This window comes from Collimonas sp., assembly GCF_035566375.1.
Taxonomy (GTDB): Bacteria; Pseudomonadota; Gammaproteobacteria; order Burkholderiales; family Burkholderiaceae_D; genus Collimonas.
Map to the genome: position 1 here is coordinate 111,810 of NZ_DATMRK010000029.1, position 20,647 is coordinate 132,456.

The 20,647-nt window shown below is 58.4% G+C and carries 18 protein-coding genes; 11 read left to right on the forward strand and 7 right to left on the reverse strand.

Going from position 1 to position 20,647, the window contains the following annotated elements; translation table 11 throughout:
• Positions 1-11: 11 nt before the first annotated feature.
• From VNZ60_RS08595 to VNZ60_RS08605, 3 genes are all read right to left on the reverse strand, one after another.
• Positions 12-512: a hypothetical protein gene (locus VNZ60_RS08595; protein WP_325658107.1), complete on the reverse strand. Its 501-nt coding sequence runs from the start codon at positions 510-512 to the stop codon at positions 12-14.
• A 175-nt stretch (positions 513-687) separates the two neighbouring features.
• Entirely contained in the window at positions 688-1,518 is an 831-nt protein-coding gene (locus VNZ60_RS08600; protein ID WP_325658349.1) for a 3',5'-nucleoside bisphosphate phosphatase, read from the reverse strand.
• A 116-nt stretch (positions 1,519-1,634) separates the two neighbouring features.
• Positions 1,635-2,234 (reverse strand): TetR/AcrR family transcriptional regulator, encoded by a 600-nt coding sequence (locus tag VNZ60_RS08605; RefSeq protein WP_325658109.1) that lies wholly within the window; start codon positions 2,232-2,234, stop codon positions 1,635-1,637.
• Between the two features lie 171 nt (positions 2,235-2,405).
• On the opposite strand from VNZ60_RS08605, the gene VNZ60_RS08610 reads away from it, so the two are divergent.
• The 4 genes from VNZ60_RS08610 to VNZ60_RS08625 are packed head-to-tail and all read left to right on the forward strand — an operon-like array spanning position 2,406 to position 6,883.
• Positions 2,406-3,866 (forward strand): efflux transporter outer membrane subunit, encoded by a 1,461-nt coding sequence (locus VNZ60_RS08610; RefSeq protein ID WP_325658111.1) that lies wholly within the window; start codon positions 2,406-2,408, stop codon positions 3,864-3,866.
• 24 nt (positions 3,867-3,890) lie between these two features.
• A complete protein-coding gene (locus tag VNZ60_RS08615) occupies positions 3,891-5,099 on the forward strand; it encodes an HlyD family secretion protein (protein ID WP_325658113.1) in 1,209 nt (402 codons plus the stop codon).
• Between the two features lie 22 nt (positions 5,100-5,121).
• Positions 5,122-6,660: a DHA2 family efflux MFS transporter permease subunit gene (locus VNZ60_RS08620; protein WP_325658115.1), complete on the forward strand. Its 1,539-nt coding sequence runs from the start codon at positions 5,122-5,124 to the stop codon at positions 6,658-6,660.
• Positions 6,661-6,682: 22 nt separating this feature from the next.
• A complete protein-coding gene (locus tag VNZ60_RS08625; RefSeq protein ID WP_325658117.1) occupies positions 6,683-6,883 on the forward strand; it encodes a hypothetical protein in 201 nt (66 codons plus the stop codon).
• On the opposite strand, the gene VNZ60_RS08630 is transcribed toward VNZ60_RS08625, so the two are convergent.
• Positions 6,869-7,921: an SDR family oxidoreductase gene (locus VNZ60_RS08630; RefSeq protein ID WP_325658119.1), complete on the reverse strand. Its 1,053-nt coding sequence runs from the start codon at positions 7,919-7,921 to the stop codon at positions 6,869-6,871. The genes VNZ60_RS08625 and VNZ60_RS08630 overlap by 15 nt on opposite strands.
• A gap of 105 nt (positions 7,922-8,026) precedes the next feature.
• Between VNZ60_RS08630 and VNZ60_RS08635 the strand changes: the two genes are divergently transcribed.
• Complete coding sequence (locus tag VNZ60_RS08635; protein WP_325658121.1) at positions 8,027-8,656, forward strand: TetR/AcrR family transcriptional regulator; 630 nt, start codon at positions 8,027-8,029, stop codon at positions 8,654-8,656.
• 12 nt (positions 8,657-8,668) lie between these two features.
• Here VNZ60_RS08635 and VNZ60_RS08640 read toward each other — a convergent pair whose 3' ends face one another.
• The gene (locus VNZ60_RS08640) at positions 8,669-9,556 is read right to left on the reverse strand and encodes an alpha/beta fold hydrolase (protein WP_325658123.1); all 888 of its coding nucleotides are present in this window, start codon (positions 9,554-9,556) and stop codon (positions 8,669-8,671) included.
• Positions 9,557-9,590: 34 nt separating this feature from the next.
• Entirely contained in the window at positions 9,591-10,616 is a 1,026-nt protein-coding gene (locus VNZ60_RS08645) for a patatin-like phospholipase family protein (RefSeq protein ID WP_325658125.1), read from the reverse strand.
• A gap of 459 nt (positions 10,617-11,075) precedes the next feature.
• Here VNZ60_RS08645 and adh point away from each other — a divergent pair, with 459 nt between their 5' ends.
• The 5 genes from adh (at position 11,076) to eutC (ending at position 16,932) form a co-directional block, all read left to right on the forward strand.
• Positions 11,076-12,596: an aldehyde dehydrogenase gene (adh, locus tag VNZ60_RS08650; RefSeq protein ID WP_325658127.1), complete on the forward strand. Its 1,521-nt coding sequence runs from the start codon at positions 11,076-11,078 to the stop codon at positions 12,594-12,596.
• Between the two features lie 85 nt (positions 12,597-12,681).
• Complete coding sequence (locus tag VNZ60_RS08655) at positions 12,682-13,080, forward strand: DUF779 domain-containing protein (RefSeq protein ID WP_325658129.1); 399 nt, start codon at positions 12,682-12,684, stop codon at positions 13,078-13,080.
• 193 nt (positions 13,081-13,273) lie between these two features.
• Complete coding sequence (gene eat, locus VNZ60_RS08660) at positions 13,274-14,665, forward strand: ethanolamine permease (RefSeq protein ID WP_325658130.1); 1,392 nt, start codon at positions 13,274-13,276, stop codon at positions 14,663-14,665.
• 30 nt (positions 14,666-14,695) lie between these two features.
• Positions 14,696-16,099, forward strand: coding sequence for an ethanolamine ammonia-lyase subunit EutB (locus tag VNZ60_RS08665; protein WP_325658132.1), 1,404 nt, complete (start codon positions 14,696-14,698; stop codon positions 16,097-16,099).
• A gap of 20 nt (positions 16,100-16,119) precedes the next feature.
• Positions 16,120-16,932: an ethanolamine ammonia-lyase subunit EutC gene (gene eutC / locus VNZ60_RS08670; protein WP_325658134.1), complete on the forward strand. Its 813-nt coding sequence runs from the start codon at positions 16,120-16,122 to the stop codon at positions 16,930-16,932.
• Positions 16,933-17,146: 214 nt separating this feature from the next.
• Here eutC and dkgB read toward each other — a convergent pair whose 3' ends face one another.
• The gene (gene dkgB, locus VNZ60_RS08675) at positions 17,147-17,956 is read right to left on the reverse strand and encodes a 2,5-didehydrogluconate reductase DkgB (protein WP_325658136.1); all 810 of its coding nucleotides are present in this window, start codon (positions 17,954-17,956) and stop codon (positions 17,147-17,149) included.
• Positions 17,957-18,361: 405 nt separating this feature from the next.
• Here dkgB and VNZ60_RS08680 point away from each other — a divergent pair, with 405 nt between their 5' ends.
• A complete protein-coding gene (locus VNZ60_RS08680; RefSeq protein ID WP_325658351.1) occupies positions 18,362-20,596 on the forward strand; it encodes a TonB-dependent receptor in 2,235 nt (744 codons plus the stop codon).
• Positions 20,597-20,647 lie beyond the last annotated feature (51 nt).

Genomic DNA, 20,647 nt, shown 5'->3' on the forward strand with positions numbered 1-20,647 from the left:
AGCGTACGCCGCTAGTGCTCCGACGGTCGTTCCAGCTTCCAATAAATGATCGCTGCCGACATACCGAAAATCAAATGAGCAACCACGGTTGCCCAGCCGCGCATGTCGTTGAACCATGAGAAGTAGCGGGCCATGCCGTAGAAATTGAACAGGTAGACGGCCAGGCCGAACACAGCGCCGGTCAGCAATATCATGCCAACGCTGGAGTCAAAGTGGAAAGGAGCGATGATGCTGGCCAGAATCAGGCCCAGCACGATACCCAGCACATAGTGGGTGGCAAGGGCCACGGCAACCACGCCGACGCTGAAGGTGCTCGATTGCATCGTATCCGGTCCGAGGACGATGGCGGCGACCATGCGCGACGTGATCCAGGGGCTGGTATCCATGAACAGAGTTGACCAAAGCAATTCCAGCACCATCACAACCGCACCGGCGGCAAACCCGGAGACGGCTGCCGCTGGCCAGTCTGGCAAGCGTTTCTCCAAGTGATGCGAGTGCATGTGAAGTTCCATGATGACCTCCTGAAAAGCAACAACCACACCGCCGCTACAGATGCGGCGAGACCCTGCGCAATAAATTCTGCAACAGACTCTAATTCAGGGTAGTACAGAATCATAGACATGCAAAGGCGGTAACTATGCTGCGGCGCAGCAGCGAAGCTATTGTATTGCCGCTGGCGCTACGGAATTACCAGTTATGCCAGACCGGTGTGAGGCTGTCAGGCAACGGCGGCAAGGCGCCGAGATCGACCCGCGATTCGCTTGGGCTGTGGAAATCGGAACCGCGTGACGCCAGGAAACCATAATCGGTGGCAACCTTGGCGTAATAGGCATATTGGTCTGGCGTATGGCTGCCGGTGATGACTTCGATCGCGGCGCCGCCCAGTTGCTTGAACTCACTGAAAAAAGCGTCGAACGCCAGATCGCTCAGTTTGTAACGCCCTGGATGCGCCACCACCGCGACCCCGCCGGCGCCACGGATCCAGCGCAGCGCCTGCTCCAGCGAAGCCCAGCGATGCGGTACATAACCGGGATTGCCCTCGGTCAGGAAATTGCGGAACACTTCGCTGGTATCGGCGCAACGGCCGATTTCCACCAGGTAACGGGCAAAATGGGTGCGCGATATCAGATCGGGATTGCCGACATGTTTCAAGGCGCCCTGGAAGGCGTCGGGAATCCCCGCTGCGGCCAGTTGCGCCGCCATTTCATGGGCGCGCCGTTCGCGGCCGCCACGGGTGGCGGCCAGCCCTTGCACCAGCTCAGGATTGGTTTCATCGATTTGCAAACCAACGATATGGATGGTGTGCGCGGCCCAGGTAATCGAGATTTCGACGCCAGCCACATAAGGCAGTCCGAGCGCTACTGCTGCTGCCCGTGCTTCGCTGACGCCGCTGATTTCGTCGTGATCGGTCAGGGCCCAGATATCGACGCCATTCGCCTTGGCGCGTGCAGCCACTTCCCGCGGCGCCAAAGTGCCGTCGGAAACATTGGAATGGCAATGGAGATCAACGTTCAACATCATTAGTCCGTGCAGGGAGAGCAACTGTCATCCGCAGATTGTACGCTCCTTGCGGCGCTCATGCTGCAAACGCACATTTTCCTCGCCGGCAAAATATCGCCAGGCCGGCGACTTTCTCATACGGCGTAGATCCGCATGAATGCATCGGTTGCGCGCTCTACCGAGTGGCGCAGCTTGGGTGCAGTCACATTGGCGACGACTCCCAACATCCTGACTTCCATCCACTCAGCTTCAAGCAGCCCGCGCAATTGCAATGCGGCGAGCCAGGCATCGCCCTGGCGCAATTGTTTTCTTGCCATCGCGGTTGTGAGGAATTCGGCAACCATGGTCCAGCCTCTTTTCGGCCCGCGCTCATACATTGTCTGCCCAAGCTTGGCGCGCTCGGCGTGATAAACCACGAGACGCCGGGTGGCAATTATCTCGGGTTGAAATACGGTCTGCAAATACAGCATCCCAAACCGCTGCAAGATTGCAGGTAAATCGTCTGACTCAAGCAGGCTGCCGAAAACCAAATCAAACTGCTGCCCGGCATGCTGCAGCATGACCTCGACAAAGATCTCTTCTTTCGATGAAAAATAGTTATACAGCGTTGCCTTCGAGCCACCCATGCGCGTCGAGATTTCCGACATCGTGGCCTGCTCGACTCCTACTTCATTAAATATCTGTGCGGCGATATCGAGGATCGCCTGTCGTCGTTCGTCACTTTTCTTGCGCATTAAATTGATCCTTGTCCACGCCTGCCAATGGTGTCGGCGGCAACTTGCCGTGCCACTGTTGTAAAAAAAACCTGCTTTCTTAAGTACGACAGTTTTACTTGACGACGCTGAAAAGTCAATACTATACTATACCGTACAGTTTAATTATAACAACCTCATCGGATACCGTCTATGTCATCCACCTACCTCTCACCTTATGCCGCCGTCGGCCTGCGCGGCATCGCCAGCATGTGTGTGCTGGCCCTCAGTATCAGCGTCAGCGGCTGCGCCCAGTTCTCTGAAATCGGCGCCCGCGCCGAGCCTAAGGACATCAGCAGCTATCAAACCGGGCAACTGCTGGCCGGCAATGCCGTCAGCTGGCCCGATGACAATTGGTGGACGGTGTACGGCGATCCGCAATTGAACACCCTGATCGCCGAAGGCTTGAAAGGCGCGCCGTCGTTGGCTGCTGCCCAGGCGCGCTTGCTGAAAGCCGAAGGCCTGGCGCAACAGCAAGGCGCCGCCCTGCTGCCGCAAGTCAGCGCGAATGCGTCGGTTGACTACATGAAGCAAAGCTACAACAACGGCGTGCCGGCAGAGTTCGTGCCGCAGAACTACAACTACGAAGGCAAGGCAACCCTGAACCTCAGTTATGAAATCGATTTCTGGGGCAAGAACCGCGCCGCGCTGGCTGCCGCCACTTCCGATCTGCAAGCCGCCAAGGCCGACGCCGCGCAGGCCAGAATCACGCTGGCGACGTCGATTGCCGCCGCCTATGCCGAATTCGAGCGTCTGCTGAGCCAGCACGATACCGCGCAGGAGGCGCTGCAAGTGCGGATCCAGACTCTGGACTTGTTTGAGCAGCGCCGCATCAACGGCCTTGAGATGCTAGGCAGCGTCAAGCAAGTGCTGGCGCGCAAGGCCAGCGCCGAGGCCGATCTGCTGAGCCTGGACGAATCCATCGACCGCCAACGCAACAAGATCGCAGCCCTGATCGGCGCCGGCCCGGATCGCGGCTTGCGATTGCAGCGCCCGGTTCTCGATCTCTCCAAGCCATTTGCATTGCCGTCGCAATTGCCGGTCAATCTGCTGGGCCGCCGGCCCGACGTAGTTGCTGCACGCCTGCGCGCCGAAGCCGCCGCCAAACAAATCAAGGTGGCCAGGGCGCAGTTCTATCCCAACGTCAACCTGAGCGCCTATCTGGGCTTGCAATCGCTCGGCCTCGGCATGCTGACCAAAGCCGGCTCCGATATCGGCAGCATCGGCCCGGCTATATCGTTGCCGATCTTTGAAGGCGGCCGCCTGCGCGGTCAATATCGCCAAGCCAGCGGCAGCTACGACGAAGCCGTCGCCAACTACGACGGCGCCGTGACGCAGGCGCTACAAGATGTGGCCGATGTCGCCGTCAGTGAAAAAGCGCTATCGGGGCGCCTGGCAAAAGTGCAGGAAGCGGTCGACGCTGCCGAAGCCGCCTTCCAGATCGCCCAAAACCGCTACCAGGGCGGGCTGGCCACCTACCTCGACGTGCTCAACGCACAAGACACCTTCCTCACCAACCAGCGCGACCTGTCGACGCTACGCTCACGCATGTTCTCGCTGGATGTGGAACTGGTGCGGGCGCTAGGCGGCGGCTACCGGCAAGCTGCAATTTGATCAAACATCATAGGTAAGCACAACATGTCACATTCCGATTCTCAAGCCGCGCAAGAACTTGCAGCCGTCGCAAGCGCCGAACAAACCGAACAGGCGGCACAAGCGGCACAGGCCGCCGCCAGCCAAAAGCGCAAGAAACTGTTCACCCTGTTGGGCGGCGCCATCCTGCTTGCCGCCCTCGCCTACGGCACTTACTGGCATTTCATCGGCTCGCGTTATGTCAGCACCGATAACGCGTATACCGCTGCCGAAATTGCCTCGATCACACCGGCTGTCAACGGCATCGTAGCCGACGTCAAGGTGGTCGACACCCAGTACGTGAAACAGGGCGATGTGCTGGTAGTGATCGACAGCAGCGACGCCAAGCTGGCGTTGTTGCAGGCTGAGGCCGACCTCGATCGCGCCCAGCGCCGGGTGCAAAGCTACTTCGCCAACGATGCCGGACTGGCGGCCCAGGTATTGGCGCGTGAAGCAGAGCAGAATCGCGCCGCAGCGCAGGTTTTGTCGGCGCAAGCGGATCTGCAACGGGCCGGACTCGATCTGCATCGGCGCGAAGCGCTGGCCAAATCAGGCTCAGTCTCCGGTGAAGAAGTGAGCAATGCCCGCAGTACGCTGTTGACGGCGCAAGCCAATATGAAAGTAGCCGAAGCCGGAGCGATACAAGCCAAGAGCAACCGCAACGCAACCATCGGCGCGCAACAAGCCAGTACGGTGCTGACCGCCAACACCACGGTCGCCACCAATCCTGAAGTCGCACTGGCGCGCGCCAGGCGCGACCAGGCCAGGCTCGATCTGGAGCGCACCGTGTTGCGGGCGCCGGTCGACGGCGTGATAGCCCGGCGCCAGGTGCAGATTGGGCAACGGGTGCAGGCCGGCACTGCCTTGCTGTCGGTGGTGCCGACGCAATCGCTGCACGTCGACGCCAATTTCAAGGAAGGCCAGCTGACCCAGGTGCAACTGGGGCAGCCGGTCACCATGAGCGCCGATATTTACGGCGGTTCGGTTGAATACCACGGCACCGTGGTCGGCTTGTCCGGCGGTACCGGTTCGGCGTTCGCGGTGATCCCTGCGCAAAACGCCACCGGCAACTGGATCAAGGTGGTGCAGCGTCTGCCGGTGCGGATTTCGATAGATCGCAAGGAGTTGATCGCACGGCCGCTGAGCGTCGGCTTGTCGATGGAAGTGTCGATCGATACCCGTGGCGGCAAGGCCGCAGCGGCCTCGCCCATGTAAAAGAACAACAAGAAAGCAGATCATGTCATCCACTTCTTCAGAGCTGTCGATCAAGCCTTTGGCAGGTGCTCAGTTGATCGGCGCCGGCCTGTTGCTGGCCGCTGCCAACTTCATTGCCGTGCTCGACACCACCATCGCCAATGTCTCGGTATCGACCATCTCGGGCGCGCTCGGCGCCTCCTCCAGCCAGGGCACCTACGTCATCACCTCCTACGCGGTGGCGGAAGCGATCACGGTGCCGCTGACCGGCTGGCTCGCCAATCGTTTCGGTGCAGTGCGGGTGTTCATCACCTCGATGATCATGTTCGGGGTTTTTTCAGCCTTGTGCGGGCTGGCCAATTCGCTCGGCCTGTTGATCGCCTTCCGCGTATTGCAGGGACTGGCCGGCGGCCCGCTGATTCCGCTGTCGCAGACTTTGCTGCTGCGCGTCTTTCCCAAAGAAAAGGCGCCGACCGCAGTCGGCTTGTGGGCGATGACAACCCTGATCGCGCCGATTGCCGGCCCGATTTTGGGTGGCGTGCTGTGCGATCAATATAGCTGGCCCTACATCTTCTACATCAATGTACCGGTGGCGCTGCTATGCGGTTATCTCGGCTGGAAAATGTTCAAGCGCTATGAGTCGCCGCTGGTGAAAGTGCCTATCGATACGGTTGGGCTGGGGCTGATGATCATCTGGGTCGCGGCCTTGCAACTGATGCTGGATCAAGGCAAGGAAAAAGATTGGTTCGCCTCGCCTGAAATCGTCGCGCTGGCGCTGATCGCCATCATCGGCTTTATCGCCTTCCTGATCTGGGAACTGACCGAGCGCAATCCGATAGTCGATCTGCGGGTATTCCGGCATCGCGGTTATTCGGCCAGCGTGGTGACCATCTGCCTGGCGTTCGGCGCCTTCTTCGGCGCTACCGTGCTGACGCCGCTGTGGTTGCAAAGCTACATGGGATATACCGCCACCCACTCGGGCCAGACCACTGCCTTGAGCGGCATCCTGGCGGTCATCACTGCACCTTTCGTCGCCAAATTGTCGACCAAGGTCGATCCGCGCAAACTGGTGTGCCTCGGCGTATTGTGGCTGGGCTCGGTAACCTTGCTGCGCAGTTTCAACAGCACCGACATGACTACTTTCCAGATCGGCTGGCCGTTGCTGCTGCAAGGGATCGGCTTGCCGCTGTTCTTCGTGCCATTGACCGGACTGGCGCTGAGCAGCGTCAACTTTTCCGAGACGGCTTCGGCGGCCGGTCTGATGAGCTTTTGCCGCACCATGTCCGGCGCCATCGCTACTTCACTGGTCAACACCGGCTGGGAAAACAAGGCGATTTATTATCACGCGGAGCTGGCCGGCCTGGTCGACAAGAGCGGCGACGCCAGCAATGCGTTGACGCAATCCGGCCTGAGCGCCGAACAGGCGCGCGTCAGCATCGAGCAAAGCTTGCAGTCGCAAAGCATCATGTTGTCGACCAATCATATTTTCATGCTGGCCGCGTTTTCATTCTTGCTGGCAGCGACGGCGGTGTGGTTTGCACCCAAGCCAACCCGCATTGCCGATACCTCGGCAGCGCACTGACAAAGAAATGGAGGTAAACGCCATGGACGAAATACGCCAAATAAGCGAGTTAGGTGAAATTGAGTATCACTTGACCGTGGTCGAATTCGACTTCCTGTGGAATCGCCGGACGACTCTGCAGGAGCAGAGTCGCATGGACAACATGATCAAAATCATCGATGCTTTTGAGGAAAACCGCTGGCAAAACCAGAAAGCATCCAGAACTAATTCAGCTTGCATCTAACTGAACCGGCAGCCATTGGTGCTCCCGATACCAGGCAATGACATCACTCACCGTGTCGTCGACCGGCCTGAATTTCAAGCCTAACTCACGTTCACTCTTGGCATGATTGAAGCGCGTGCGGTCTGCCTCTTTGACCATCAGCCGCACCGTAGCGATACTGAGCAAGATCGGCTTGCCGCTGATGCGGGCGTAGATTTCCTGCAAGCCGGCCAGTGCAAACAAAAGCGGCAAAGGCAGCATGCGCTTGGGTGTGGCGACTCCGGCAATCCGGCCGATCAGGGGAATCAGTTCACGCATCGTCATATGGCGGCCGGCGGCCAGATAGCGCTCGCCGCTGCGCCCGCGCTCTGCGGCGGCGATTTGCGCCAATGCGACATCACGCGCATCAACCACGGAAAAACTGCCCGGCACCAGGCCCGGCAATTTTCCCAGAACGGTGTCCAGCGCTACCTGTCCGGACGAAGTCGGGCCAATGTCGCCTGGTCCCCACATCCATCCGGGCAAGACAAAGCTGGCATGCATCTCGGGAAATTTTTTAGAGAAGGCCAACACCGCATGATCGGCCAGAATCTTGCTCCGGTAATAATCATCGGCGTCGGCCGGGTCGCGTTCCCTGGTTTCATCGATCGCCAAGCCTGGCACACCGTCCAGTACTGCGATCGAGGAAGTTTGCACAAACCGCCGGACGCCCTCACGGTACGCATGCTCAATCAGCGCGACCGTGCCGTCGACATTAATCCGCTTGAGTGTTTGCCAATGGCTGCCGCCCTTGTAGTTGTCGCGAAAGAAGGCGGCGGTATGAAACACTACGTCGCAGCCGCGCAAAGCCGCAGAGAACGCTCCGACGTTCTCCATGTCGCCCTGTATCAGTTCAATCCTGGCTAATTCAATCCGCGCCAGACTGCCGAATTGGCGCGCGGCCTTTTCCGGCGAGCGCACCAGGGCTTTTACGGCGATCCCACGGCGCACCAGTTCACGTACCAGATTATTGCCAAGCAGCCCGGTGGCCCCTGTAACAAAGGCGGTTTGTAGTTGCATGCTTGCTCCCGATAGATGAATGGATTTAAGATATCAATTGATATCCGAAATTATATCAATTGAAATTCAAAATTCAATTGATATTTGAAATTAATTGACATCGAGATGAATCAGCAAACCACAAAAACCCGCTTGAACCGAGAACAAAGCCAGGCGCTGACGCGCGAACGACTGCTTCAGGCAGGACGCAAACTGTTCGTGCAAAACGGTTTTGGGGGAGCGTCGATTCGTGAGATTGCCGAAGCAGCCGGTTACTCACAAGGTGCCTTCTATTCGAATTTTGTTGACAAAGACGCCATCCTGCTGGAACTGCTGCGCGCCCACATGGAGACTGAGGCGGCCCAGCTCGCGGCCGTGTTTGCAAGCGCCGAGCTTAGCGGCGAGGAAGTGCTGGCGGCATTGGATGCATGGGCAGACACCCTGCATGCAGACGCCAACTGGACCATGCTCTCGATTGAATTACAGCTGCACGCCAGCCGCAGCCCCGCTTTCGCCGCAGCATATGAGGCCGTCTGGAAAACCCACCGTAGCGCACTCGGGCATGTTATCGAACGCCTGTTTGCGCATCTGGCCTTGGTGCCACCAGCCGAACCCGAGCAACTGGCGGCCGGCTTCATGGCCCTGGCTCACGGACTTGGATTGCAGGGTACGGCCGTCCATCCCGCCCCTGCCGGCAAGATGATCATGCTGTTTCTTCGTGGTTTGATTGCCGCAGCAGAAACTGCGGTCAAGTAGCTCGATCGATATCTATCCGGAACACTCTTGCAGAAACTGTTCGATCAATGCCGCCAGGGCCTGCGGCTGGTCGTGATGCAACATGTGGCCGGCATCTGCAATGACCGCGCTCCTGGCATGCGGCAACTGGGCGATACGGTTCTCGATCTCGCTGCGCATCACTTCCTTGCCGCCCATCCATAGCCACATATTGGTGTGCTCGGCCTCGACACATAACACCGGCGCCGTGGTGGCGCGCCAGCAGTCCAGCATTTCCTCGACTCTCGGCAATACCGGGTTAATGATTTTATGTGCGGGATCGGCCAGGATCTCCCAACGTCCAAAATCATTCTGGCGCGACCAATGCTGCGCCAGAAACGCCGCCCGCTGATCGCTTAAACGCGGATTGGTTTTCTGCAAGCGTGCAGCTACCGCAGCCTGGTCTGGATAACTCTGCAACGCTGCCGCTTCGGCCAACTGATCCAGCCATTTGGCGTAACGCGCCGGCGCCAGTTCGGCCGGCTGCCGCGCGCCGCCGAAACCTTCCAGGTTGATCAAAGCCTTGATCCGCTGCGGCCGGGCGCCGGCGTACAGACCGACCGCATAACCGCCCATACTGTGCCCAAGCAGATTGACCGGTGCGCTGGCCGAATAATGCTGCAAGATGGCGTCCAGATCGGCCAGGTAATCGGGGAACCAGTAACTGTCCACCGGCGGTCCCTCGGTCAAACCGAAGCCGCGCCAGTCCGGCGCAATCACATGCCAGTCGTGCTGCAGGCAATCGACCACGAATTGAAACGAGGCCGAGACATCCATCCAGCCGTGCAGCATGAAAATTTTTGGAGCGCCGGCCCGGCCCCAGTGCCGTATGTGATAGCGCAAGCCGCGCAAGGGGATGAATTCCGATCGGGATAATTTCATTTGCATGATTTAGGTTAGCTTAGGCTAATTCAGGCTAGGCCAGAAATTGATCGAGATCGAAATTGGACTCCAGTTCGGCGCCGGAAAATTTCTCGGTCAGCCAGTGTTCCGCGCGCGTCCGTCCAGCGTCGCGCAAGGCCAGGATGAAGGATGCTTTGGTATTCAATTTGCTGGCGACGCTCAACTGGCTCATCAAGGCGTCCGAATCGATCACATGAATGCGCAATTCCTTGAGCCGCTCATGCATTTTTCCACGCGCCTCGGGATCGGCTTCAGTTTCGCGCTTGGCCAGCGCCAGCCCGCCAAGTTCGGTAAAAAAGGTGGAGCTGAAACTGATTTCGCTCAGGCGCTGCCCGATTTCGTCGGTGGCGGTGGGTAGCAGCGGACGGCGGAACGGATGCAGCAGCACCGCCAATATGTCAGGCGAGTTACATAAATGCAGCAGCGGGAAAATCGGCGGATTGGCAGTCAGGCCGCCATCCCAATAGGCTTCGCCATCGATCTCGACCGCATGATGCATCGACGGCAGACAGGCCGACGCCAGCAGCGCGTCTTGCGTCAGGTCGTCATTGCGGAAGATGCGCAGGCGGCCGGTACTGACCTGGGTGGCGGCGATGAACAGCTTGACTTTGCCGTCCGCGCGCAAACGTTCAAAATCGATCTGCTTGCTCAAGATATCGCGCAAAGGGTTGAGGTCAAACGGATTGAGCTGATACGGTGAAAACATCCTGGTGACGGAAAACATGTGCTTCAACAGCGCCGATGAGGTTGCCTGCGAAGCAATCCCGGCCTCGCTCAAGGCGTCCGGCCGCATGAAACTGTAGAGATCCCTGGTGCTGACGCCATCCCAGAAATCGGCCAGCGCCTGCCGCGCGCCGTCACGGCCGCCGATCGCCAGGCCATAACTCATCACCACCGCATTCATGGCGCCGGCGCTGGCGCCGCTGATGCCCTCTATATCGATCCTGGGGTCTTCCAGCAGGCGATCCAGGGCGCCCCAGGTAAACGCGCCGTGAGAGCCGCCGCCCTGCAAGGCCAAAGTTACTATTTTGTTTGACATGAAAATCATCCTGAAGATTGCTATCGGTTGAAATGGATCCTTGCCTGCAGGTTCGCGGTTTTTATAGCGATGGCAAGGTCTGGCCATAGTCTCCTCACAGTCTCCCACTCCGCTAATTTACCAATCTTTGGCTAAGTGCGCTTAGTGCATTTTTCTGATGCTGCATTGACAGCAACACCACTGGCACGTTTTGTAGCAATTGTGCTCAATCATTGTTCAAAAACGGAACACTTGCTCTGTGTTTTTAAAGTACCAGACTAGCGCGCAAGGCGCCATCACCCGCTGCTCAATCCTCTGCAATCGCTGATTCCACAGGCTCCCGCGCCATTGCGGCCGCACTGCAAACAGAGCTGGCATGTTCATTGCGCAATACCGGATGTAGTTTGTATCGCTGCTGTATCGCAGAACATCGCTGAACATCGCGGAACCCCACTCAATCACTCCAAGCCAGAGGACGACATGAATCTCGCAGACATCAGCAAACTAGCCACCCGCAATCCATTCAAGCAACGTTACGACAATTTCATCGGCGGCAAATTCGTGGCGCCGGTCAAGGGCGAATATTTCGAAAACGTCAGTCCGGTAATCGGCAAGACCTTCTGTGAAATCGCCCGCTCCAGCGCGGAGGATATCGAACTGGCGCTGGACGCCGCCCACGCCGCCAAAGCGGCCTGGGGCAAGACCTCGCCAGCCGAACGCGCCAACATCCTCAACAAGATCGCCGATCGGATGGAAGCCAACCTGGAATTGCTGGCAATTTCCGAAACCATAGACAACGGCAAACCGATCCGTGAAACCACAGCGGCCGACATTCCCCTGGCAATCGACCATTTCCGTTATTTCGCCGCTTGCATCCGGGCCCAGGAAGGCTCGGTCGCCACCATCGACGACCAGACCTACGCCTATCACTTCCACGAACCGCTGGGCGTAGTAGGCCAGATCATCCCATGGAATTTCCCGATCCTGATGGCGGTCTGGAAACTAGCGCCGGCATTGGCTGCCGGCAATTGCGTGGTACTCAAGCCGGCAGAGCAGACACCGGCCTCGATCATGGTCTGGATCGAACTGGTGCAAGACCTGCTGCCGCCCGGCGTGCTCAACATCGTCAACGGCTTCGGCCTGGAGGCTGGCAAGCCGCTGGCGTCCAGCAAGCGGATCGCCAAGATCGCCTTCACCGGCGAGACCACCACCGGCCGCCTGATCATGCAATACGCGTCGCAAAACATCATTCCGGTGACGTTGGAACTGGGCGGCAAATCGCCCAACGTGTTTTTTGCCGATGTGATGGACCAGGACGATGCGTTCTTCGACAAATGCCTGGAAGGCTTCGCCATGTTTGCCTTGAATCAAGGTGAAGTCTGCACCTGTCCCTCGCGCGCGCTGATCCAGGAATCGATCTACGAGCGCTTCATGGAACGCGCCTTGAAACGCGTCAAAGCGATCAAGCAAGGCAACCCGCTCGACAGCGCCACCATGATCGGCGCCCAGGCCTCGCAGGAACAATTGGAAAAAATCCTGTCCTACATCGACATCGGCAAGCAGGAAGGCGCCAAATTACTCACCGGCGGCGCACGCAAGCAGTTGGGCGGCGATTTCGACGCCGGTTATTACGTCGAGCCGACAGTCTTCGAAGGTAATAACAAGATGCGCATCTTCCAGGAAGAAATCTTTGGCCCGGTATTGTCCGTCACCACTTTCAAGGATGAGGAAGAAGCACTGGCGCTGGCCAACGACACCCTGTACGGCCTGGGCGCAGGTTTGTGGACCCGCGATGGCTCGCGCGCCTTCCGCATGGGACGCGGGATCCAGGCCGGCCGGGTCTGGACCAACTGCTATCACCTGTATCCGGCGCATGCTGCGTTCGGCGGTTATAAACAATCCGGCATAGGCCGAGAAAACCACAAGATGATGCTGGATCACTATCAGCAAACCAAGAATCTGCTGGTCAGCTACAGTCCAAACGCGCTGGGCTTTTTCTAAAGCACGCGGCATCCTGCTCCCTGCTCATCGGGGCCGGATGCCGCTTTCGTTTCTTCCTTATCTTCCCGCTAAACGACCACGCATAATGACCGCCATTCCCGCAAGAGTCAGCGCCACCGGCGCAGCACTGGAATTTTTGCAGCAGCTCAAGCAAAAGCATGGGCCGCTCATGTTCTTTCAATCGGGCGGCTGCTGCGATGGCAGTTCACCGATGTGTTACGCCATCGGCGATTTCCAGGTCGGCGATGCCGATGTCTATCTGGGCGATCTGGATGGTACGCCGTTTTATATCGGCGCCGACCAGTTCGAATATTGGAAACACACCCAGTTGATCATCGACGTGGTGGCAGGCAACGGCGGCATGTTTTCGCTCGACAACGGCAGCGGCATGCGCTTCCTGAGCCGCTCGCGGCTGTTCAGCGACGAAGAATATGCGTTGCTGGCCGGATCGCCGCCATCGCTAGGCAAACAAACGGCCGATTGACTGTGCACCACAACGGCACGTATTTTGCTTTTCCAACCATTGAGATCAATCCGTACTCGCGCTTTGCCAGAGCAACAGCCGCAGAGATGCACCGCTTTCGCCTACCGCCAGCCCAAAGTGGCGCAACAGACCAAGAACGAGCAGATTTTTCTTTCAATTTTCGTGCATCCAAACTACCCCGTGGAGAAGCTTCATGAATGCAAAAACCGGCCCCGGCGCCAGCTCAAGCCCAGCCCTGAAACAGACCCTCGGTACAATTCAGCTATGGGGCATCGCCGTCGGCCTGGTGATTTCGGGTGAATACTTCGGCTGGAGTTATGGCTGGGCTTCCGCCGGCACGCTAGGTTTTACCGTGACCGCGCTGTTTATCGCCGCCATGTACACCGCGTTCATCTTCAGCTTCACCGAACTGACCACTTCCATTCCGCATGCAGGCGGGCCGTTCGCCTACAGCAAGAAAGCCTTCGGGCCGCTGGGCGGCTACTTTGCCGGCGCCGCCACCCTGATCGAATTCGTGTTTGCACCGCCGGCGATTGCGCTGGCGATCGGTGCCTACCTCAACGTGCAGTTCCCCTCACTCGATCCCAAGACTGCCGCAGTCGGCGCCTATGTGGTGTTCATGGCGCTGAATATCGTCGGCGTGCAGATTGCCGCCATGTTTGAATTGTGCGTGACTTTGCTGGCGATTTTCGAACTACTGGTGTTCATGGGCGTGGTGTCGCCGGGATTTTCGATCGCCCATTTCGTCAAGGGCGGCTGGTCCGGACAAGACAATTTCAGCCTGGCCTCGATTCCCGGCATGTTTGCCGCGATTCCGTTCGCCATCTGGTTTTTCCTGGCGATCGAAGGCGTCGCGATGGCCGCAGAAGAAGCGAAGGATCCGAAGCGCTCGATTCCGATTGCCTACATCACCGGCATCATCACCCTGGTGCTGCTGGCCATCGGCGTGATGGTGTTTGCCGGCGGCGCCGGCGACTGGACCAAACTGGCGAATATCAACGACCCGCTGCCGCAAGCGATGAAACTGATCGTCGGCGAACATAGCAGCTGGCTGCACATGCTGGTCTGGCTTGGCCTGTTCGGCTTGATCGCCTCGTTCCACGGCATCATTCTTGGTTATTCGCGGCAGATTTTCGCCTTGGCGCGGGATGGTTACCTGCCCGGCTACTTCGCCAAAATCCATCCGCGTTTCAAGACTCCGCACCGGGCCATCCTGGCTGGCGGTGTGATCGGTATCGCGGCCATCTACAGCGATGAGTTGATCACGCTTGGCGGCCAGACCCTGACCGCCAACATCGTCACCATGTCGGTGTTCGGCGCCATCACCATGTACATCATCAGCATGCTGAGCCTGTTCCGCCTGCGCCGCAGCGCGCCCGACATGGCGCGGCCGTTCCGCGCCCCGTTCTATCCATGGTTCCCGGCGTTTGCGCTGGTCGGCGCATGTGTCTGCATGGCCACCATGATTTATTACAATCCGCTGATTTTCGGTATTTTCTCTGCTTTCCTGGCCTGCGGCTACGCAGTCTTCCTGATGACAAAAAACAGCCGCGATATTGCGCAGAGCGCCTATGATGTCGCATAAGACCGCCCACCTGCATGGAGGACGCTATCAGTGAATAACAGCAAGCATCAGTTCAGCCATATCGTCGGCACAAAAACCTATTTGTTCCGCGACCTGAAAGACTTGATGGCCAAGGCTACCCCGCCCCGCTCCGGCGACTATCTGGCGGGGCTGGCAGCAGGCAGTGCAGAGGAAAGAGTGGCGGCCCAGATGCAGCTGGCCGAGCTGCCGCTGACGACCTTCCTCAACCATCTGCTGGTGCCTTACGAACATGACGAAATCAGCCGTCTGATTATCGACGAGCATGATGTCATCGCCTTTGCCGCAATCAAGCATCTGACGGTGGGTGATTTCCGCAACTGGCTGCTGAGCGACCAGGTTGACGAGACGGTGCTGGCGGCGGTTGCGCCCGGCGTCACGCCGGAGATGGCGGCAGCGGTATCCAAAATCATGCGCGTGCAAGACCTGATTCTGGTCGCAAAAAAATGCCGGGTGGTGACCCGCTTCCGCAACACCATCGGCCTGCCAAACAGTCTCTCGACACGCTTGCAGCCGAATCACCCGACCGACGACGCCAGCGGCATCGCCGCCAGCATCCTCGACGGTTTGCTGTACGGCAGCGGCGATGCGGTGATCGGCATTAACCCGGCCACTGACAATGTGCCGCAGGTGATCAAGATCGTCGCCATGCTGAACGACATCATCGATCGCTATCAGATTCCAACCCAATCCTGTGTGCTGACCCACGTCACCAACACCATCGAAGCGATTAATCGCGGCGCGCCGGTGGATCTGGTGTTTCAATCGATTGCCGGCACCGAAGCCGCCAACAGCAGTTTTGGCATCAACCTGAAATTGCTAACCGAAGCGCATCAGGCGGCGCTATCACTACAGCGCGGCAGCGTCGGCAATAACGTCATGTATTTCGAAACCGGCCAGGGTAGCGCGCTGTCGGCCAACGCCCATCACGGCGTCGATCAGCAAAGCTGCGAAGCGCGCGCCTATGCGGTGGCGCGCAAGTTCAAGCCGCTGCTGGTCAATTCCGTGGTCGGCTTCATCGGTCCCGAGTATCTGTACGACGGCAAGCAAATCATCCGCGCCGGACTGGAAGACCATTTCTGCGCCAAGCTGCTCGGCCTGCCCATGGGTTGCGACGTCTGCTACACCAATCATGCCGAAGCCGACCAGAACGACATGGACATCTTGCTGACCCTGCTCGGCACGGCAGGCTGTACCTTTGTCATGGGCATTCCGGGATCGGACGACATTATGCTCAATTACCAGACGACTTCTTTCCATGACGCGCTGTATGCACGCCGCGTGCTCGGCTTGAAGCCGGCGCCGGAATTCGAAGCATGGTTAAAGACCATGAAAATCTTTACCGAGGATAGCTACGTCAAATTGGGTGAGGAGCTGCCGCCGGCATTTCAACAAGCGTTGTTGCGTTTGTCTTGAGGTATTTATATGAGATATTCATGAGCGATTCGAATCCTACGGTAGTTGACAATCCCTGGCAGGCGTTAAGGCAGTTCACCGCCGCTCGCATTGCGCTGGGCCGTAGCGGCGTCAGCCTGCCCACCTCGGCGCAGCTGGAATTCCAGCTGGCGCACGCCAGAGCACGGGATGCGGTGCATCTGGCGCTCGACACTCAAACATTGAGCCAGGGCTTGAGCGATAGCGGCGACAGCTGCATCACCCTATCCAGCGCTGCAGAGACGCGCGATATTTATCTGCAGCGCCCGGACCTGGGACGCCGGCTCGATGCAGCGTCACGCAGCGCGTTGCAAGAGCGGCAGCGCAGCAACCAACGGCGCTACGATCTCGCCATCGTGATCGCCGACGGCTTGTCCGCACTCGCCATCGAGCAAAATGCCCAGCCTTTCCTGAACGCCCTCAAACAAAGACTGCTGCCGGAAAACTGGACTCTGGCGCCAATCGCCATCGTGCGCCAGGGCCGGGTTGCCATCGGCGACGAGGTGGGCGAGCTGCTGGGCGCAAAAATGGTTGTGGTGCTGATCGGCGAACGCCCCGGCCTGAGTTCGCCGGACAGCATGGGCTTGTACCTGACCTGGGCGCCGCGGCTTGGCCTGACCGATGAAAGCCGCAATTGCATCTCCAACGTCAGGCCCGCCGGCTTGCCCTATGCGGAGGCGGCATACAAGCTGCACTACCTGCTGACGCAAGCGCATCAGCGGCAATTGTCCGGCGTGTTATTGAAAGATGAAACCGCAAGCGAACACGAAAAACTGCAACAGCCGGAGCGCAACTTCTTGCTGGAACAGCGTTAAGCCGCGCCGGCTGTCGAATTTGCTTCTCAACGCCAGCTTTTTCAGTGCGCTTAACAGAAGCAGCTAACTGGGGTCAGAGTCAAGTTTCGCGATGAAACACTGCGAAAGTTGACTCTGACCCCAGATGACTCTTGCCGGGGCGATGTCATGAATTATGAAACCCTCGATCGCTGAAACGGCCGGCGTTCAGCCTGGAAAGAACTGATGACATCAATTAATCCCAAACCGGCGCCAAGCCTTCCGGATTAGCCAGGCGCTCGTTGCGCTCCAGGCTGGCGATCTGCGCCATGTCTTCTGCCGACAGTACGATACCTTGCAGCTTGAGATTGCTTTGCAGATTGGCGCGTTTGGTCGATGAAGGAATCACCGCGAAACCTTGCTGCAGCGCCCATGCCAGGGCGATCTGCGCCGGATTGGCTTGATGCCGCTCGGCGATGCGTGCAATCGCTGGCTCCTGCATCACCTTGCCGTAAGCGAGCGGCATATAGGCAGTGATATGGATGCCCTGTTCGCGCGCAAACTGCACCACTTTGCGGTTCTGCAAAAACGGATGAATCTCGACTTGCTGGGTCGCGATCTCGGCCGCGCCCACAGTAGCTATCGCCTGCGCCAGATGGGCATTGGTGAAATTAGAGACGCCGATCAGCCTGGTCAGCCCGGCCGCCTTGGCTTCTGCCAGGGCCGCGACATATTCTGCGACCGGGATCGCATCCTTTGGCGACGGCCAGTGAATCAGCGTCAGGTCCAATTGCTCCAGCTGCAACTTGCGCAGGCTTTCCTTCAGGCTCGGGATCAGCTTGTCGTGCGCCAGATTGTCGATCCAGATCTTGGTGGTAATAAACAACTCGGCGCGCGCAACGCCGCTGGCGGCAATCGCTTGCCCGACTTCGGCTTCGTTGCCGTAGATTTGCGCGGTATCGATATGCCGATAACCGAGCTCGATGCCAGTACGGACCGAGTCGATCACGACTTGCTCCTGCAGACGGAAAGTACCAAGGCCGATGTTAGGGATGCTGATAGTCATGATGTCCTTTGGATTGAATGGGGAACGACGAGAGCCGCGCCGGGCCAATTAACGAAAGACGTACTGTGCGCTCATTTTTTGTTGCGGGAAATACAGATATGGTCAAATGATATTTGACCCGATAGCAATAATTAGCAGATTGATCTATGCCAAAAGAGAGCCATGAAAGAAGCCGCAAACTGTCGCTATTCGGGACTTTTTGCAATTCTCCGCTATCAATTAACAATTAACGATGACTCTCGTCTATAATTGCGTCGCCATTTAAATACAAATAAGAATCGCTTACATAATCACTCTCATTTGTAATTCGCCCATATCAGCCAGCAAAACGGGTTCACTGTATTAGCCAGCCAAAAACTGTTTCTTCGCTCCTTCGTTGAAGCACAACCTTTGACAACTAAAACAATGAACCGCCTTAATCCGATTGCCGCTGCCCTGGTTGCAGTGTTCGCCGCTCCCCTGCCCTTGCATGCACAACAAGCCCCAAGCCCAAAAACCAATGCCAGTCCTGCGGTGCTGCAGGAAGTGACGGTAGAAGGCAGCCGCGGCGACTTCAACGCCAACGCGACGTCCATCACAAAACTGCCGGCCGATCTGCATGACGTGCCGCAATCGGTCGTGGTGGTGAACAAGGCGCTGATGCAGTCGCAAGGCGCGAGCTCGCTGGCTGATGCTTTGCGCAACGTCGCCGGCATCACCCTGGGCGGCGCCGAAGGCGGGCAGATCGGCAACAACATCAATCTCAATGGATTTTCCGCGCGCACCGACATCTATCTGGACGGTTTCCGCGATCGCGGCCAGTACTATCGTGATACTTTCGCCATCGATCAAGTCGAAGTGCTAATGGGCCCGTCATCGATGCTGTTCGGACGCGGCTCTACCGGCGGTGTGATCAACCAGGTGACCAAGAAAGCCAATCTGCGGGCTTCGACGGAAGTCTCGGCATCGGCCACCAGCAACGGCTTGCTGCGCACCACCGCAGATTACAACCGCCCCTTGTCGGATACTTCGGCCTTGCGCCTGTCGGCGATGGCGCAAAACGGCAAGGCAAGCACGCGCGACCAGACCGATGTCCAGGATTTCGGCCTGGCCGGCTCCTATGTGTTTGGCATCGGCAGCCCGACCGAAATCACCTTGTCGGCGCTGGTGCAACACAATCACGACATGCCGGATTACGGCCTGCCGCCGCTCAACGGCCATCCGGCCCAGGTTGACCGCAATACTTCCTACGGTCTCAACAGCGATCACACCAACCAGGATGTGGCAGCACTGAACGCCACCATCAACCACAAGATCACGCCGGACATCGTGTTGCGCAACCAGACGCAATTCAACTATGTCCGCACCAGCGCGGTAGAGACGGCGCCCAACACCATCGGCACGGTTTCCGCCAAAGGCTTTACCGCCCTGCCGACTGCGGCCGTCAGTTCGCTGCCGTTGAGCAGCTTGTACGTGCGCGGCCAAAGCCATGATCGCGATATCCGCGACTATTCGATTTTCAACCAGACCGAACTATCGGCCAAACTCAGCACCGGCAGCATCAAGCATGAGCTGCTGCTGGGCCTGGAACTCGGCCATGACGGCTACGATAACCAGGGCTATTACCGCAACGGCAGTTGCAACGGCGTGGCATTGAACGCTGCCTCGACGGTAGCCGGCTATGTCGACTGCGTGCCGCTGCTCAATCCAGGCTACAGCTCGGCAGGCAGTAGCGTCGCCAGCCAGGCCGGCAATCGTGCCGGCGGCTCCGCCAACACCATCGCCACCTACCTCAACGACACCGTGACGCTGACACCGGAATTCAAGCTGGTCGGCGGCCTGCGCTACGACAGATACATCGCCAGCATCACCAATTCGCTGAATGCGACCAACGCGCCCGCTGCCGCCAAGAACACCGCCCTGGCCTATGCTCAGCAAACCGTCAACTTCACCAGCGTGCGCCTGGGCGGCATCTGGCAACCGAGCGCCGAGCAGTCTTATTACCTGTCCTACGGCACTTCGTTCAACCCATCGCTGGAACAACTGACCGGCACTACCGGCCAGCAAGGTCTCGATCCGGAAAAGAACCGCTCCTACGAGCTGGGCGGGAAATGGGATCTGGCCAACGGCAAGCTGTCGCTCAACTCGGCCATCTTCCAGATCAAGAAGGAAAACGCGCGTAGCCTGGTGACCACCGGTGTCTACGAACTGGACGGCACAGTGCGCGTCAACGGCGCACGCGCCGGCGCTACCGGAAATATCACCAAGGATTGGCAGATCGCGCTCGGTTATACCTATCTCGACGCCAAGGTAATCCAGTCTTCCGCACTCGACGGCACACTGGGCAAGACCCCGGTCAACACGCCGAAGAATACGCTGACGGCCTGGTCCACCTACAAGGTCGCGCCGCATTGGGAAGCCGGCGGCGGCGCCACTTATATGTCCGAGCGCTACGCCAATCCTGCCAACAGCGTGCAGGTCGGTGGTTACACGCGCTGGGATGCGACGCTGGCCTACACGCAACCGAAGTACGATATCCGCCTGAACCTGTTCAACCTGACCAACAAGATGTATTACGATGCGCTGATCCAGTCCGACGGCGGCCGTTCTGTGCCCGGCACCGGACGTACCGCCATGCTGTCGCTGAGCTACCGTATGTAATCTATCGTATGTAGGACTTGCGCAAAACCGCCCCAACTGCGTTGTACCGGC